The organism is Novosphingobium mangrovi, assembly GCF_022818885.1.
Taxonomy (GTDB): Bacteria; Pseudomonadota; Alphaproteobacteria; order Sphingomonadales; family Sphingomonadaceae; genus Novosphingobium; species Novosphingobium mangrovi.
The window spans coordinates 59,219-75,921 of sequence record NZ_JALHAT010000005.1; the positions used below are offsets into that span (position 1 = coordinate 59,219).

13 protein-coding genes are annotated in these 16,703 nt (G+C 64.3%); 6 read left to right on the top strand and 7 right to left on the bottom strand.

The features are described from left to right. Positions 1 to 876 carry a mechanosensitive ion channel family protein gene (locus MTR65_RS05480; protein WP_243797907.1) on the bottom strand — a complete coding sequence of 292 codons (876 nt, stop codon included), beginning with the start codon at positions 874 to 876 and terminating at the stop codon, positions 1 to 3. A 135-nt stretch (positions 877 to 1,011) separates the two neighbouring features. On the opposite strand from MTR65_RS05480, the gene MTR65_RS05485 reads away from it, so the two are divergent. Then, on the top strand, positions 1,012 to 2,631 hold the full coding sequence (locus MTR65_RS05485) for a lysine--tRNA ligase (RefSeq protein WP_243797910.1): 1,620 nt from the start codon (positions 1,012 to 1,014) through the stop codon (positions 2,629 to 2,631). 17 nt (positions 2,632 to 2,648) lie between these two features. Here the strand turns inward: MTR65_RS05485 and MTR65_RS05490 are convergent, their stop codons facing one another. From MTR65_RS05490 to ettA, 4 genes are all read right to left on the bottom strand, one after another. Further along, positions 2,649 to 4,412, bottom strand: coding sequence for a DUF885 domain-containing protein (locus MTR65_RS05490; protein WP_243797912.1), 1,764 nt, complete (start codon positions 4,410 to 4,412; stop codon positions 2,649 to 2,651). Positions 4,413 to 4,558: 146 nt separating this feature from the next. Next, entirely contained in the window at positions 4,559 to 5,224 is a 666-nt protein-coding gene (locus tag MTR65_RS05495; protein ID WP_243797914.1) for a 2OG-Fe(II) oxygenase, read from the bottom strand. Between the two features lie 113 nt (positions 5,225 to 5,337). Continuing rightward, positions 5,338 to 6,174 (bottom strand): RcnB family protein, encoded by an 837-nt coding sequence (locus MTR65_RS05500; protein ID WP_243797916.1) that lies wholly within the window; start codon positions 6,172 to 6,174, stop codon positions 5,338 to 5,340. A 251-nt stretch (positions 6,175 to 6,425) separates the two neighbouring features. Then, positions 6,426 to 8,105, bottom strand: a complete 1,680-nt coding sequence (gene ettA / locus MTR65_RS05505) for an energy-dependent translational throttle protein EttA (RefSeq protein WP_148627856.1) — start codon at positions 8,103 to 8,105, stop codon at positions 6,426 to 6,428. Positions 8,106 to 8,282: 177 nt separating this feature from the next. Between ettA and MTR65_RS05510 the strand changes: the two genes are divergently transcribed. Beyond that, positions 8,283 to 9,656 (top strand): M28 family peptidase, encoded by a 1,374-nt coding sequence (locus MTR65_RS05510; protein WP_243797918.1) that lies wholly within the window; start codon positions 8,283 to 8,285, stop codon positions 9,654 to 9,656. A gap of 48 nt (positions 9,657 to 9,704) precedes the next feature. Here the strand turns inward: MTR65_RS05510 and MTR65_RS05515 are convergent, their stop codons facing one another. Further along, complete coding sequence (locus MTR65_RS05515) at positions 9,705 to 10,583, bottom strand: HpcH/HpaI aldolase/citrate lyase family protein (RefSeq protein WP_243797921.1); 879 nt, start codon at positions 10,581 to 10,583, stop codon at positions 9,705 to 9,707. Between the two features lie 389 nt (positions 10,584 to 10,972). On the opposite strand from MTR65_RS05515, the gene MTR65_RS05520 reads away from it, so the two are divergent. The 4 genes from MTR65_RS05520 to MTR65_RS05535 all read left to right on the top strand — a co-directional run bounded on the left by MTR65_RS05520 (position 10,973) and on the right by MTR65_RS05535 (position 15,234). Next, positions 10,973 to 11,512 carry a peroxiredoxin gene (locus tag MTR65_RS05520; RefSeq protein WP_243798142.1) on the top strand — a complete coding sequence of 180 codons (540 nt, stop codon included), beginning with the start codon at positions 10,973 to 10,975 and terminating at the stop codon, positions 11,510 to 11,512. A 185-nt stretch (positions 11,513 to 11,697) separates the two neighbouring features. Beyond that, entirely contained in the window at positions 11,698 to 12,825 is a 1,128-nt protein-coding gene (gene prfB, locus MTR65_RS05525) for a peptide chain release factor 2 (RefSeq protein WP_243797923.1), read from the top strand. A 143-nt stretch (positions 12,826 to 12,968) separates the two neighbouring features. Beyond that, the gene (locus MTR65_RS05530) at positions 12,969 to 13,721 is read left to right on the top strand and encodes a class I SAM-dependent methyltransferase (protein WP_419145032.1); all 753 of its coding nucleotides are present in this window, start codon (positions 12,969 to 12,971) and stop codon (positions 13,719 to 13,721) included. 106 nt (positions 13,722 to 13,827) lie between these two features. Continuing rightward, positions 13,828 to 15,234 carry an NAD(P)H-dependent flavin oxidoreductase gene (locus MTR65_RS05535; RefSeq protein ID WP_243797927.1) on the top strand — a complete coding sequence of 469 codons (1,407 nt, stop codon included), beginning with the start codon at positions 13,828 to 13,830 and terminating at the stop codon, positions 15,232 to 15,234. A 59-nt stretch (positions 15,235 to 15,293) separates the two neighbouring features. Here the strand turns inward: MTR65_RS05535 and MTR65_RS05540 are convergent, their stop codons facing one another. Continuing rightward, positions 15,294 to 16,622 (bottom strand): ammonium transporter, encoded by a 1,329-nt coding sequence (locus MTR65_RS05540; RefSeq protein ID WP_243797929.1) that lies wholly within the window; start codon positions 16,620 to 16,622, stop codon positions 15,294 to 15,296. Positions 16,623 to 16,703: the final 81 nt, after the last annotated feature.

Consider the following 16,703-nt stretch of genomic DNA (forward strand, 5'->3'; position numbering starts at 1 on the left):
TCAGGATTCGTTGGCGGCCAGCGGCGCCTTCTCGACCGGAAGCGCTTCCTTGAAGGTGTGCGTGACGTAGGGGAACGGGATCTCGATCTCGGCGTCGTCGAGCGCCTTCTTGATCGCCATGATCACGTGGCTCTTGGTCAGACGCTTGTCCTGCTCGCCGGTATTGCTCCACCACAGCACCAGGAAGTCAACCGAGCTTGCGCCGAATTCCTGCGCGAAGACGAGCACGCCCTTGTCCTTGTCGACTTCGGCAATGCCTTCCACGGCCTTGCGGATGGTCGCTTCGGCGGTCTCGAGGTCGGTGTCGTAGGAGACCCCGACGACAACCTGCTCACGGCGCACGGCCTGATCGTTGAAGATGTCGACGGCGTTCTTGAACAGCATCGAGTTGGGCACGACGGTCAGCTCGCCCGAGAACTGGCGGATGTAGGTTTCGCGCAGGGTGATGCGCTCGACCGAACCCATGATGCCGTTGCACGAGATCGAATCGCCGATGTTCATCTTCTCGCGCAGCATGATGAGAACGCCGGCGAGGAAGTTCTCGAAGATGTCCTGGAAGGCAAAGCCGATGGCCAGGGCACCGACACCCAGACCTGCAACGGCGCCTGCCGGGGTGAAGCTGGGGATCGCGACGGTAAGCGCGATCAGGATGCCCAGGATCCAGACCGCAAGTTTGGTTATCGTCTCGAACAGCTGCTGCAGATCGGTGCGCAGGCCTGCGCGCTTGGTGACCCGGCCGATGATGCGCACGAACACGCCAACCATGATCCAGGTGAGTACGACGATGCCAAGGGCGATGGCGAACGAGGGCAAGAGCTGGAAGAAGCCCATGGCCATGCCTTCCAGCTCCTTGGTCAGGGTCTCGATATAATTCACGAAGATTTTTCCGTCCTTCTGGTGCGTTTGGCACCTAACTGACGAGGACCGCCGGGGGTTCCTCTTCCGGTTTGCGCGCACACGGAGTGCCGAAGGCGCTTGCGAAATCGCGCGCAATCGCAGATGAGCGCGCGCATGACTGAAAATGCCCTGATCGAAGCCGCCCGTGTGTCCAAGGCCTGGCCCTTCCAGGAGGCCCAGAAACTGCTCAAGCGCTATCCTAATGGCAAGAGCGCAGCCGACGGTTCTCCAGAGCCTATCCTGTTCGAGACGGGATATGGTCCCTCGGGGCTGCCGCATATCGGGACGTTCCAGGAAGTCCTGCGCACCACGCTGGTGCGCCGCGCCTACGAAGCGCTGGTCGGTGCGAAGCCCGAGGACGGGGTGACCCGGCTGGTCGCCTTCTCGGACGACATGGACGGTCTGCGCAAGGTGCCCGACAACATTCCTCAGGCTGAACTTCTCGCCGCGAACCTCGGAAAGCCGCTCAGCCGGATCCCCGATCCGTTCGGAAAGTTTGAAAGTTTTGCGCATCATAACAACGCGATGCTGCGCGAATTTCTTGATCGCTTCGGGTTTGATTACGAGTTCGTCTCGGCCAGCGATCGGTACAATTCGGGGCGCTTCGACAATGCCCTGAGCGGCGTTCTGAGCAATTACGATGCCATCATGGGCGTGATGCTGCCCACGCTGCGCGAAGAGCGTCGCAAGACCTATTCGCCGGTGCTGCCGGTCTCGCCGACGACGGGCGTGGTCCTGCAGGTTCCGGTCGAAGTACTCGATCCGGCCTCGGGCATGATCCGCTTCACCGATGAGGATGGCTCCACGGTCGAGCAGAGCGTGTTCGGCGGTCAGGCCAAGCTGCAGTGGAAGGTCGACTGGGCCATGCGCTGGGTGGACCTGGGTGTCGATTACGAGATGTGCGGCAAGGACCTGACCGATTCGGTCACGCAGTCGGGCAAGATCGCGAAGATCCTCGGCGCGCGCCGTCCCGAAGGGCTGATCTACGAACTGTTCCTCGACGAGAACGGCGAGAAAATCTCCAAGTCCAAGGGCAATGGTCTCACTATCGAGCAGTGGCTGACCTACGGCACCGAGGAGTCGCTCGGCTTCTACCTGTTCCGTGAGCCCAAGAGCGCCAAGCAGCTGCACATCGGCGTGATCCCGAAGGCTGTCGACGAGTACTGGCAGTTCTATGGCAACCTGCCCAAGCAGGCGCTCGACAAGCAGCTGGGCAATCCGGTGTGGCACCTTCTGCGCGCGAACGGCCAGGATCAGAACGATGTGCCGGTGCCGCCGGTGACCTTCGCCCTGCTCCTGAACCTTGTCGGTGTGCTGGGCGCCAACGCCACGCGCGAGCAGGTCTGGTCCTACTTGGCCAACTACGTCGACAACGCCGATCCGGCCGAGCACCCCGCGCTCGATGCGATGGTCAGCTGCGCGCTCGCGTACAACCGCGACTACATCGCGCCGACCCTGCAGCGCCGCAAGCCGGAGGGCGGTGAAGTGGCCGCGCTTACCGAACTCGATGCGCAGCTGGCCAAGGTCGAGGCCAATGCTTCGGCCGAGGACCTGCAGAACATCGTCTACGAGATCGGCAAGGACGAGCAGTACGGCTTTGAAAGCCTGCGCGACTGGTTCAAGGCGCAGTACGAGACGCTGCTCGGCTCCAGCCAGGGGCCGCGCATGGGCAGCTTCATCGCACTCTACGGTGTGCCCGAGACGCGCAAGCTCATCGCCGAAGCGCTGGCCTGAGGCTGCGCGAACCCAAACTAGCGGGCATGCCGCGCAAGGGGTGATCCCTCTTGCGTGGCAACCCACCGCTCGACCTTCTCTTGCAGGAGGCCGAGCGGCAACGCGCCCGAGCCTAGAACGGCCTCATGGAAGTCCCGGATGTCGAAACGTGGGCCGAGGCGTTGCTCGGCGTCCCGGCGCAGCTTCTGGATGGTGAGCGCGCCGATCTTGTAGGACAGCGCCTGCGCGGGCATCGCGCTGTACCTATCGACTTCGGCCTCGGCATCGCTGTGGCCCATCCCCGAATGGGCAAGCATGTAATCGATCGCCTGCGCACGCGACCAATGACGGGCGTGAATGCCGGTGTCGACGACCAGGCGCATCGCGCGCAGCATCTCATCGTCCAGCGTTCCCCAGTGCTGGAGCGGGTCGTCGTAGAGGCCCATGTCGTAACCCAGAGTCTCGGCGTAAAGCGCCCAGCCTTCCACGAACGCGCTGGTCTGCGAATTGCGCTGGAAGGCGGGGAGGGCGGAATTCTCGCGGGCAAGGCTGATCTGCAGGTGATGGCCGGGCATGGCTTCGTGCAGGTAAAGTGTCGTCACTCCCGAGACGAAGCGATGTTTCAGGTCATAGGTGTTGTAGAAGAAGGTCGCCGGAATTTTCCCTGAACCTTCCACGTAGGATCCTCCAGCCTCGTAGCGGGCGCGATCGGGAGGGTAGGCCTGCACCTGGAGAGGGCTCTCGGGGCGCATGCGAAAGAAGCGCGGGAGCGCGGTGTCGACCGTGGCGGCCACCTTGCCAAAGCGCTGGGGCAAGTCTTCGGACGAACGGGGATGAAAACGCGGATCGCTGCGAATATTCTCGAAGAATTCGGGCAGGGGGACATGGCTGCCCAGGTCGCGGGCAACCTTGGCCATCTGCGTCTCGATCCGCGCGACCTCGCGGGTGCCAAGCGCGTGGATATCGTCGGGATCGAGTGCAAGCGAGGTCTCGCGCGCGATCAGCGCCCGATACAGAGCGGCGCCGCCCGGCATGTCGGAAAGGCCGATCGAAGGGCGTGCAGCGGGAAGGTAGTCCTCAGCCAGGAAAGCGCGAAGGCGGCGGTAGGCGGGCAGAATATCCGTGCGCGCAGATGCCGTGAACGTGTGGACGAGGTCGGCCTCCACGCCCCGTGACAGCGAGGGCGGAAGATCCTCGATGGGGGTGAGGAAGCGTTCCTCGGGATCGGCCCCATCCAGCAGGGCGTCGATCTGCGCGACCATGTGCTCCACCGTCAGGCGAGGCAGGACCACTCCCTGCCGCGCGCCTGCGCGGAAGCGGGTGATGGCGGTATCGATGATCGTCGGGAAGGCGGCGTAGAGGCGCAGTACCTCACGGTAGTTGCTTTCGTTCTCGTAGGGAAAGGCCCCTCCGGGCGCGATGAGCGAGGGGAAATCGAGCTGGAGCCCCGCAAAATGGTGGAACGGGAATGCCCCTTCGAGGCTCCGCATTTCCGGCCGGAGCGAGGCAACTTCCTCGGCCTTGCGGGCGCCGAAGAGGGCGTGGGAAAGGCGTAGGTCGTCCGTCAGCGCGCATCGGTCGATAGCTGCGAGCAAGGCAAGGCTGCGCCGGGCGGATGCGAACCGTTCGCGTTGCAGCGCATCGGTGTAGATGCGCGCGAGATCGGCGCTGTCCGGTACCTCGCCCCTGTAGAGCGCGGCAATCGGATCGAGGGCCGCTTCGCGGGCCTCGTCGTCCGCGAAAAGTGCGCGCAGGGCACGCACGTCCTGTCGGCTTTCGGTCTGCTCGGGCGCGGTTATCACAGGGCAGGGCGGCTGGGGGCCGGGCGCAACTGCGCACACCGCTGGCGCAGTGGACGCAAGCCATCCAAGGATGACAAGGCTACCGGCCAATGCTCGCCGCCCCCGATCCTGCCGCTTTCGAAGTGCGGGAGATGGGCCTGCGCGGCTTATTGCCAGGTGTGGGAGCGAAACCATTTCGTGACAATGTACTTGGTGCCCCGCACGACCGGCCGGGCGGCGTGGAGGGTATAGGGATTGGGGCGCCCGTCAGGCAAGGCGTTGTTCCAGAGGAGAAGGCCGCCCAGCCTTGGACGAATGCGCAGCGAAAGCCGGGTGAACTCGGTCGCGCCCCCTTCATCGACGGCGTTGAGGTAGATCATCGCGGTCCAGCTGCGTTGACCTCCGCAGTTCTTCTCGCGCTGCCAGTATTCGGCGCTCGTGTCGAACCAGTCGCAATGTTCGGCGAAGAACTGGCCGCACTCGTAGCGCTGTCCCTGCGCAGCCTCGCTGCGCTGGCCGGAGAGGCCGGTCAAGGCGCACAGGCGCGCGTCGAGGCGGCGTACCACCGAATCCTCGGGGTCTATGTCGCTGGAACAGCTCGTGCGGATCTGCGTGTTGTCGGAATCGTCGACAAGTGCCGAGGGCTGCGCTTCGGCATCGATGAGGTCGATCAGGTGGCGGCAGCAGTCCGCGTCGAGGAAATTGTCGAGCGTGTAAATTTCGGCGCGTTCGTCGGGTAGGCGGCGTACGGCGGGTGCGGCGTCGAGCCGGTTGCGCACCCGGGTGCCGATGCGGGCGAGGATCTCTCGATCCAGAAGTCGCTCTGCGTCCATCGAGCCATGCTCGCAGGTTCACGAGGACGGATCAATCTCGGGATTGTCCCGGATACGAAAAAGCCCCCTTGCTGCGGTGCAAGGGGGCTGATCGCGAACGATGTGCGAGGGTGTTACCAGAAGAAGTCGTAGATTACGTCAACAACTTCGCCCGTATAGGTGTTCACCAGAAGCACGTCGTCATAGTAACGGACCCAGCGGTAGGGGCCGTAGACGGCCGGCAGACGGTAGGCCCAGGGGTCGTTGATCCAGTAACGGCTGCCGTAGAACATCGCACCCAGCGAGAAGCCGATGCTCAGGCGGCGGTAGGCATAGCCGCGGTAGGGGGCGTAATACCGTCCCAGGCGGTAGTGCGAGCGGTGCTGGGCCCGATAGCTGCGCCAGTTGTAGCGGTTGTTGCGGCGCCACTCGTTGCGGTCCCAGCGCCGTTCGGCCCGGCGGGCGGAGCGATAGCCGCGGCGGTTATCGCGGCGTTCGTAGCGATCTCCACGACGGTTGTTGCGACGGTCATAGCGATCTTCACGACGGTTGTTGCGACGGTCGTACCGGTTGTCCTGGCGCTGATCCCGGCGATCATAGCGGCGGTCGCGGCTGGTATCCGGCCGGGCCGTGCGCTCGGGGCGGCTGGCGCGGCCGCGATCAAGACCTCGCAGGCTGCCAGCTTCGCGGCGGCTGTAATCGCGCTCGCTGCGCTCCTGGCGACGTTCGATGCGGGCTTCACCGCGGTTGTTGCGGGTCTGTGCCGGACGGCTGGGACGCGCCTGACGCTGCGGGCTTGCCTGGCGTTGTGGACGCGCCTGGCGCTGGCCGCCGCGATCGCCGCGATCTCCACGGTTAGCGCGCTCGTGACGCCCGCGTTCCTGCGCCATGGCGATGTCAGGAAGGACCATTCCGGTCGTGGCAAGGAGCATGGCTCCCCAGGCTCCGGCCTTCAGAAGTGTTCTGGACATTGTGCGATACCTCTTCTGCTCTCGCAGCCAATCGTTCCGTGACCATTGCGCGGGGTGGGGTGAGAGCCTTATCCAATCGTTTTCAGCGTTGATCCGGTTCTACCCTGAGGCGACTTGCCCGAACCTGAACTGGGTTACGGTTCTTTGTTCATGTTTGTGTATATTTTTATGAACGCCGCAGCAGAGGTCGTCAGATACGAAAACGGCCCGCCGTTTCGGGCGGGCCGTCTCGATCCTTCCGGAAGGACGTGTCAGCGCGTCAGCTTCTTGTAGGCCAGCGCGGTCGGACGGTCAGCCGCATCGCCCAGGCGACGGCGCTTGTCCTCTTCGTAGGCCTCGAAGTTGCCTTCGAACCATTCGACGTGGCTGTTACCCTCGAAGGCGAGGATGTGGGTCGCCAGACGGTCGAGGAAGAAGCGGTCGTGCGAGATGACCACGGCGCAACCGGCGAAGTTCTCGATCGCCTCTTCGAGCGCGCCCAGGGTTTCGACGTCGAGGTCGTTGGTCGGTTCGTCGAGCAGGAGGACGTTGCCACCCTCCTTGAGCATCTTGGCCAGGTGGACGCGGTTGCGTTCACCGCCCGAGAGCTTGCCGACGTTCTTCTGCTGGTCCTGGCCCTTGAAGTTGAAGGCGCCGACATAGGCACGGGTCGATACGTCGTGGCCGTTGACCTTCATATAGTCGAGGCCGTCGGAGATTTCCTCCCAGACGTTGTTCTTGCCATCAAGGTGGTCGCGGTTCTGGTCAACGTAGCCCAGGTGTACGGTCTGGCCGATCTCGATCTCGCCGGTGTCGGGCTTTTCCTGGCCGGTGAGCATCTTGAAGAGGGTCGACTTGCCCGCACCGTTGGGGCCGATGACGCCGACGATGCCGCCCGGCGGCAGGATGAACGAGAGGTCCTCGAACAGGAGCTTGTCGCCAAACGCCTTGGAGATGCCCTTGGCCTCGATGACCTTGCCGCCAAGACGCTCGGGCACCTGGATGACGATCTGGGCCTTGCCGGGGGTGCGCTGGTCCTGCGCGTTCTGCAGTTCCTCGAACTTGCGGATACGGGCCTTGGACTTGGTCTGGCGTCCCTTGACGCCGGCGCGGATCCACTCGAGCTCGTCCTTGAGAGCCTTCTGGCGGCCCGTCGCCTCGCGGTCTTCCTGCTCGAGGCGCTTGGCCTTCTTCTCGAGGTAGGTCGAGTAGTTGCCTTCGTAGGGGAAGTACTTTCCGCGGTCGAGCTCGAGGATCCAGCCCACCACGTTGTCGAGGAAGTAGCGGTCGTGGGTGATCATCAGCACGGCACCGTGGTACTCGGCGAGGTGATTTTCCAGCCAGTTGACGCTTTCGGCGTCGAGGTGGTTGGTCGGTTCGTCGAGCAGCAGGATGTCGGGCTTCTGGATGAGCAGGCGGGTCAGCGCAATGCGGCGCTTTTCGCCGCCCGAGAGGCTCTTCACGTCCCAGTCGCTGGGCGGGCAGCGCAGGGCTTCCATCGCCACTTCGAGCTGGTTGTCGAGTGTCCAGCCATCGACGGCGTCGATCTTGTCCTGGAGCGTGCCCATTTCCTCCATGAGCGCGTCGAAGTCGGTGTCGTCCTGGGGATCGCCCATCTCCGCCGAGATCGCGTTGAAGCGGTCGACCATGTCGGCCACTTCGCGCGCGCCGTCCTTGACGTTTTCGAGCACGGTCTTGCTCTCGTCGAGCTGGGGCTCCTGCGGCAGGTAGCCCACGGTGATGTTCTCACCGGGCCAGGCTTCGCCCGAGAAATCGGTGTCGATACCGCCCATGATCTTCATGAGGGTCGACTTACCCGCGCCGTTCGGGCCCACGATGCCGATCTTGGCGCCCTGGTAGAACTGCAGGTTGATGTTGGAGAGCACCGGCTTGGGTGCGCCCGGGAAGGTCTTGGTCATGTCCTTCATGACGAAGGCGTATTGCGCGGCCATGCGGTCCTCGGATGCTGTGTTGATGGGATACTTGGCCTTGGCCCTTACAGAGCCCGTCCCCGGCCTGCAAGCGGCCCGATGCGTCGAAAGGGTCCGGTAAGGCATGGACGCGGACAGCTTGCGCGCCAGAGCGTTTCGTTGCTTGGCAGGCGCCTATGGCCGCGATACCTTCGTGCAATGACACGCAAGATTCCTTCAACCGCGCTTGGCGCGGTGCTCACCGCCGTTGCCCTTTACGCCTCTCCCGTTGCTGCCAAGCCCGTCGAAGGCGAAGGGGTTGCCTGGGAAATCACCGAGGGACTGACCACCGAGGTCGGCCCGCGCATGGCAGGCTCCGAAGCCGAGGACCGTGCCCGCGACTGGGGCAAGGCCAAGCTCGAGGCGCTGGGCTTCCAGAATGTGCGGATCGAGGAATTTGCGACCACGACCTGGCAGCGTGGTCCTGAAGCGGCGCGCCTGACCGCGCCCTATCCGCAGCCCCTTGCCATTACCGCGCTGGGCTTCTCGGTGCCCACGCCCGAGGGCGGTCTGACCGCGCCGCTGGTCTATTTCCCGACGCTGGAGGCCCTGGAGGCGGCCCCGGACGGTTCGCTCAAGGGCAAGATCGCCTTTGTCGACCACGCCATGCGCCGTGCGCAGGATGGTTCGGGCTACGGTCCTTATGGCAACGTGCGCCGGGCCGGGCCGGCAATGGCGTCCGAGCGCGGGGCTCTTGCCATCGTCATCCGTTCGGCGGGCACCGACAGCCACCGCAATCCCCATACGGGCGTGACCGCCTTTGGAAAGGCAAACCCGATCCCGGCGGGGGCGGTGTCGAACCCCGATGCAGACCTGATCGCGCGGATTGCAGGCGGCGGCAAGCCGATGGAGATCTCCCTGCGTCTTGAAGGCAGGCCGCTGGAGAAGGCGACCTCGGGCAACGTGATCGCGGATCTGCCAGGGCGCGATCCCAGCCTGCCGATGATCCTGGTGGGCTGCCACCTGGATTCCTGGGACCTTGGCACCGGGGCCATCGACGATGCTTCGGGCTGCGGCATCGTGGCGGCGGCGGCCCTTGCTGCGCAGGACGGTGGTCAGGCGCTGCGCACGATCCGCGTGCTGTGGGCGGGCGATGAAGAGCAGGGCATCTACTACAGCGGCGGCGATCACTACATGAAGCTGCACGCAGGCGAGCCGCACGCGCTCGCCATGGAAAGCGATTTCGGTGCGGACCGGGTCTGGCAGGTCAAGACCCGCTTTGCGGCGGCCAACAGCGATCTTGCCGACAAGGTCAACGGTGCCGTCCTGCCGCTGGGCATCGTGCCGCATGAGGGCGCGGCGCATGGCGGCACCGACATTGGCCCGATCATCGCGGAGCAGGAACTGGCCGTGGTCGATCTTGGCCAGGATGGCACGCACTACTTCGACCTGCACCACACGCCCGACGACACGCTCGACAAGGTCGATCCGGCCGCCCTTCAGCAGAACGTCGATGCCTGGACTGCGGTTCTGAAGATCGTCGCGAACGAGCCTGGGGCGATCAGCCCGGTGCCCGCGCACGACGAACCCTGAGGCAAAGCCGGTCGCAGCGCATCTGAATACGCTGCGACCGGCCCGGCATTAGCCCATCGCGGCGATCTGCTGCGTAACGGCAAGAAGCTGGCGGGCCTGTTCGAGGTGGAGCAGTTCGGTCATCTTCCCCTCGACGCGGATGGCGCCCTTGCCGGCGTTTTCGGGAAGGTCGAAAGCTGTGATCACCGCTTCGGCCCAGGCCAGCTCCTCGGCGCTCGGGCTGAACACGGTGTTGCAGGGCTCTACCTGAGCGGGGTGGATCAGGCTCTTGCCGTCGAAGCCGAAGTCCAGGCCCTGGCGTGCCTCGGCCTCGAATACGTCGAGGTCGCGGAACTCGTTGCACACCCCGTCGAGGATGGTGAGGCCGTGGAGCCGTGCGGCTGCCACCGCCTGCGCCATGAAAGGCAGGAACGGAGTGCGTTCGGGCGTCAGGCGGGCGCGCATTTCCTTGGCAAGGTCATTGGTGCCCATGATCCAGAGCGAGAGGCGCGTGGTCGCGGCCATAGCAGCGAGCGGCTCCAGGTTGAGAACCGCACCGCAGGTCTCGATCATCGCCCACAGCTGCATCGCCTCGGGCGCGGTCTCGAGCGCTTCCTCGTAGCGGCCGATGTCGAGGGGGGTGGAGACCTTGGGCACGAGGACCGCGTCTGCCTTCGATGCCGCGAGCGCAGCAAGATCGTCCGCGCCCCATTCGGTATCGATCCCGTTCACGCGCACGGCAACCTCGCGCGCGCCGAAGCCACCCTCGTCAAGCGCGGCAAGCGCAGCCTCGCGGGCATCCGCCTTGGCTTCGGGGGCAACTGCATCCTCAAGGTCGAGTACGACCACGTCGCAGGGCAGGGTGCGCGCCTTCGCAATGGCCCTCGCGTTCGAGGCCGGCAGGTAGAGGGCGCTGCGGCGCGGACGGATCGGGGCGTTTGCGGACATCGGTGGCTCTCCTTGTATCGGTCTCGTCCTTGGGGTGCGGGTGCGTTCGGGTCAAGCCGGCTGCACGTGGATCTTTGCGCGCAGGGCAAAGGTCCTGGGACCCTCGCGGCCCCAATCTCCACCCAAAGTGCTAGTGCAATCGTTTCCAAGCGCGGCTAGTAAGAATGGCAAGCGGGGTCGCATCCTCCAGGACCGCGCTGAGACTAAAAACACGCTCGTGCCGGGCCTCTCTCACTCTCTCTCCTGTTCGGCACGGGAAAACTCCAAGGGTCGCCCCACCGCCCCGTTCACCCCGCCAACGTGCAAGGTGAACGGGGCGTTTCTCTTTGCGGTGAAGGTTCCTGGTGAGCAGGCTGGACAGCGCGGCGCACGCGCGCCAGAGTGTTGCCATGCGCAAGATCATCCTCCCGCTCGCCGCTCTCGGGCTTTCCGTCCTCTCCGTGTCGGCGCAGGCCGCTCTTCCCGTCGGGGCCAAGGCGCCCGCGTTCGTGACCAAGGGCGCGAAAGCGGGCAAGGAGACGACGTTCGATCTCTCGGCCGCGCTGCGCAAGGGGCCGGTAGTCCTGTACTTCTACCCCAAGGCGTTCACGCAAGGGTGCACCCTGGAGGCGCATGCCTTTGCCGAGGCGACCCCCGAATTCGCCAAGCTGGGCGCAACGGTCGTAGGCATGTCAGGCGATGACTTGCCCACGCTCAAGAAATTCTCGACCGAGGAATGCCGTGACAAGTTTGCCGTCGCCATCGCTTCGCCCAAGGTCATCAAGGACTACGACGTCGCCCTCAAGGTCGACGGGCTTCCCGATGGCCTGACCCAGCGCGTGAGCTACGTAATCGGACAGGATGGCAAGGTCGTCATGGTGCACTCGGACAGTGACTACCGCGACCACGTCAAGCTGACGATGGCGGCGGCGAAGAAGCTCGCCCGCTAATCCTCTGTAGGCCTGTCTCGCCGCGATGATACGCAGGCGAGGGGGAATTGCAGGCGAGGGGCTTGAACACCACGCCTGTCCGCGGATATGGGGCAGCCTTTCCGGCTCGTCTCGTCGCGGGCGGCTTTGCATTCCGCGTAGCGCCCGCTAGGGCGAGCGCGCAATCTGATTTGGAGTATCGCGCCATGCGTGCCGAGGGGCAGGCCCACATTGACCGTATCGAAAAAGCGCTCGCTCTCGTGCGCAAGTCGCTCGACTGGGAGCGCGCGCTGCGGCGATTCGATGAGCTGAACGCGCGCGTCGAGGACCCCACGCTCTGGGACAACCCCAAGGAAGCCGAGGCCGTCATGCGCGAGCGTCGCCGCCTCGAGGCTTCGATCGGCGCGGTCAACGAGATCACCGCCGAGATGAACGATGCGGTCGAGTTCGTGGAACTGGGCGAGATGGAAGGCGATGACGAAACCATCGCCGAAGGTCTTTCGACCCTGTCCGAACTGGCCGCGCGTGCGGATCGCGACAAGATCCAGGCCCTGCTCTCGGGCGAGGCCGATGCCAACGATACCTACCTCGAAGTCCATGCCGGTGCGGGCGGGACCGAGAGCCAGGACTGGGCCCAGATGCTCCAGCGCATGTACACCCGCTGGGGTGAGCGCAAGGGTTTCAAGGTCGAACTGGTCGAATACCACGCGGGCGAAGCGGCGGGCATCAAGAGCTGCACGCTTCTGCTCAAGGGCGAGAATGCGTACGGCTGGGCCAAGACCGAAAGCGGCGTCCATCGCCTCGTGCGCATCAGCCCCTATGACAGTTCGGCGCGCCGTCACACCAGCTTTTCCTCGGTCTGGGTCTACCCGGTGATCGACGACAGCTTCGAGATCGACATCAACCCGGCCGATCTCAAGATCGACACCTACCGTGCCTCGGGTGCGGGCGGGCAGCACGTCAACACGACGGACTCGGCCGTGCGCATCACCCACCAGCCTTCGGGCATCGTGGTGGCGAGCCAGATCGACCGTTCGCAGCACAAGAACCGCGAAATCGCGATGGGCATGCTCAAGTCGCGTCTCTTCGAGGAAGAAATGCGCAAGCGCGAGGAAGCCGCCAGCGCGGAGCACGCGAGCAAGAGCGACATCGGCTGGGGCCACCAGATCCGTTCCTACGTTCTGCAGCCCTACCAGCAGGTCAAGGATCTGCGCACCGGCGTCGTCTCGACGGCACCGGACGATGTTCTCGATGGCGAACTCGATCCCTTCATGGCCGCCGCGCTTTCGCAGCGCGTGACCGGCGAGAAGGTCGAGATCGAAGACGTCGACTGAGATCGACGCGCGAGAAAGGGATGCCAGCGCGAGGTGCGGGGCGGGCCGGGAGGTCGGCCCCCTTTCAGGGCTTTGCCAAGCCGAAGCGAACGCGGTACACCAGCGCGATGCTGCGTTCCTCGCGTAAGTTTCGGCCTTGCCCGATGCGGTCCTCCAGGGCCAGCCTGATCTCCTCTGGACTGCTGCTGTGCGCAGTGTCGGCCCTGGCTGGCTGCACGCCGAGCGAGGCCGATGCGGATCGTCCGGCCACCTCGCGCGACTTTCCGGTGCCCGACCGTCCGATCTCTCCGGGGGGCTCGACGGCCTTTTCCAACGAAGTCCAGCGTGACAGCGTCAACGAAGCAAAGGTCGTGATGGACCTGGCCCGGATTTCCGAGGGCATGACGGTTGCCGACATCGGTGCGGGCGATGGCTATTACACGGTGCGCCTGGCGCAGCGGGTGGGTTCTTCCGGACGGGTACTGGCTGGCGATATCGATCCTGAAGTCATCCAGAAGCTGGGCCTTCGCGTAGAGCGTGAAAGGCTGGAGAATGTCTCCATCAAGCTGGGGACACCCGACGATCCACGCTTGCCGGAAAACAGTTTCGACCGCATCTTCCTGGTTCACATGTACCACGAGGTGAGCGAGCCTTATGCCTTTCTGTGGCGCCTGCGACCGGCGCTGCGTGAAGGGGGCAAGGTGATCGTCGTGGACGTCGATCGCTCGACAGGTGAACATGGCATGCCGCCGGAACTTCTCTTCTGCGAATTTGCAGCGGTAGGCTTCCGTTTGAGCCAATTTGTCCGTAAGCCTGAGCTCCAGGGCTACTACGCGCAGTTCGAAGCTTCCGGAGGACGACCGGGACCGGAAGCAATCGTGCCGTGCCGTATGTCCAGTGAGGCGGACACGGAATAGCTCTGTATCAGGGTTCAGGCAGGAAAATTCCATTCACGGGCGTTGAATGGTTACACCGACTTCCTAAGTCGGAGTTTGACGCCGAGGGGGAAAGATAAGAGTTACGATGGGTTTCAAGGGTTTAAAGCCGATTAACTATGGTGGACGTGAAGTCTGGCCGCTGATTGAAGGCGGTAAGGGCGTCTCGGCCACCAACCATATGAGTTCGGGTGCCTGGGCGGCAGCGGGCGGCATCGGCACGGTCAGTGCCGTCAACGCCGACAGCTACGACGCCGAGGGCAAGATCGTTCCGCAGGTCTACAATGCACTGACCCGCAAGGAGCGCCACGAGGAACTGATCCGCTACGCCATCGATGGCGGCGTCGAGCAGGTCCAGCGGGCATACGAGATTTCCAACGGCCAGGGCGCGATCAACATCAACGTCCTATGGGAAATGGGCGGCGCGCAGCAGGTGCTCGAAGGCATCCTCGAAAAGACGCCGGGTCTCGTGACCGGCGTGACCTGCGGGGCGGGCATGCCTTATCGCCTGTCCGAGATCGCGGCGCGCTACAACGTCAACTATCTTCCCATCGTCAGCTCGGGCCGTGCCTTCCGCGCGCTCTGGAAGCGTGCGTACCACAAGGTGGCGGACCTGATGGCCGCCGTGGTCTACGAGGATCCCTGGCTCGCGGGTGGTCACAACGGCCTTTCCAACGCGGAAGATCCGCTCAAGCCCGAAGATCCCTATCCGCGCGTCAAGGCCCTGCGCGATGTGATGCGCAAGGAAGGCATCTCGGACGATGTGCCGATCGTGATGGCGGGCGGCGTATGGTACCTGCGCGACTGGGAAAACTGGATCGACAACCCCGAGCTTGGCAGCATTGCCTTCCAGTACGGTACGCGTCCGCTGCTGACTACGGAAAGCCCGATCCCGCAAGCCTGGAAGGACGCACTGCGCGACCTTGATCCGGGTGATGTGCTGCTGCACCGTTTCTCGCCGACCGGTTTCTACTCTTCGGCTGTGCGCAATCCGTTCCTGCGCTCGCTCGAAGCGCGTTCGGAGCGCCAGATCCCCTACTCGAAGGTTGAGGCCGGTGAGCACACCGTGCGTCTCGACGTTGGTGTCAAGGGCAAGAACTTCTGGGTCGCGCCCAAGGATCTCGACCGCGCGCGCGGCTGGGCGCAGGAAGGCTTCACCGACGGCTTGCGGACGCCCGACGACACCATCGTTTTCGTGGCTCCGGACGAGCGCGACGAAATCCGCAAGGATCAGGCCGACTGCATGGGCTGCCTCTCGCACTGCGGTTTCTCGTCGTGGAAGGATCATGACGACTACACCACGGGTCGCCTGGCTGATCCACGCAGCTTCTGCATTCAGAAGACGCTCCAGGACATTGCCCATGGCGGACCCGTGGAGGAGAACCTGATGTTTGCAGGCCATGCGGCCTACAACTTCAAGCGGGATCCCTTCTACTCGAACGGCTTCACACCAACCGTGAAGGAACTGGTCGATCGCATCCTGACCGGCGACTGATCGGTTTGAAAGAACTGTAAGAAGGCCCTGCAAGATTCGGATCTTGCGGGGCTTTCTTGTTAGAAGCCCTCAGGTGTGGCGATGTCGAGGCCCTGGTCGACGCACTCTTGCGCTGGGCGCATCGGCCGAACCAGCGAAACCATGGTTGCCAGAACGAGCGTGGTCGCCGCAACCCAGATCGTGGCGAGTGCGAGCGTTCCGGCCTGTCCGATCAACTGATCTATCAGGCTGGTGCCGGAGGGGTGCCCTGTGCCTCCCAGCGCAGGCTGGATGAAGGGGACGACAAGCAGGCTGCCGCAGGCTCCGCCCCCTGCAAACACGCTGGCGAGTACGCCAGCGTCTCCCAGACGGGTCCGGGCTTGCAGTGTCCTGGCAAGACTGTAGCTGACCGTCGTTCCGAACGCGCCGATCACGATGGCGCCTCCAGGCGATACGTAGCCGGCCGCCGGCGCGATGCAGGCAAGGCCGCAAAGAATGCCGCGAGCCAGGGAAAGCGGCCCTGGCGGACAGTTCGTGGCACGTCCCAGAAGCAGCCATGTCATCGTCCCCGCAGCGGCTCCCAGCAGGGTTGCCAGCATGGCGGCTGCGGCATCGTCGTTGCCGGTGAGCGCCTGCCCGCCACTCGCCGCGATACGCCCGACGAGGAAAAGTGTCGCGCCGAGAAGAGCAAGCAGAAGGCCAAGCGGCGAGAGTGGGGAGGGGGCTGGTTCGCGATCTGCACCCATGAGTGCGAGGACGAGCCCGCTCACTCCCACGCCGACGCCGATCACGATGCCCCCGTTCCAGTCAATCGGGAGAAACTTCTCCGAGATCCAGCCACCTCCCCAGATTGCGTGGGCAAGCGGGGCATAGGCGACCAGAGACCACAGAGGCGCAAAGAGCATGAGCCAGGCGGTATTCATGCGGCCGGATCGGAACGCGACCAGGATTGCGACCGGCAGAAGGGCCGAGGTTGACTGAAAGAGGGCAAAGCCGCTCTCGGGGATGCTTGAACCTGCGCGCAGATTGCCGAATTCACGTAGCATCCATGCGTTTCCCGCGCCAAGCCAGCCCCCTGTGGCATGGCCGAAGGCAAGCGTGTAGCCCGCGATCGCCCAGGCAAGCGTGCTGGCGAGTACCGCGCCCATGCCTTGGTACAAGGTCGTGATCTGGTTGCGCCCGCGCGCTTGGCCACAGGCGAAGAGTACGAAGCCGGGAAGCGTCGCGGCAAAGGCGAGAACGCTCGCCGCGAGGATCCAGGCCGTATCGCCCGTATCAGCGAGATCGAGCGCTCCGCTCTGGGCACAGGCGGGACTGGAAATGGAGGCAAAGAGCAGGCTGCAAGCCGAAAGGGCGAGGCGGTGTCCGGCCTTTCCGATCTGTCCGTCTGCACGTCCCATCCCGTTCATGCCCCTGTCCTGTGCGTCGCTATTTGGCCGCCATTTAGAGCATGGTATCGGTTAACGCCAAGCGCACGCCGATCACGCCAA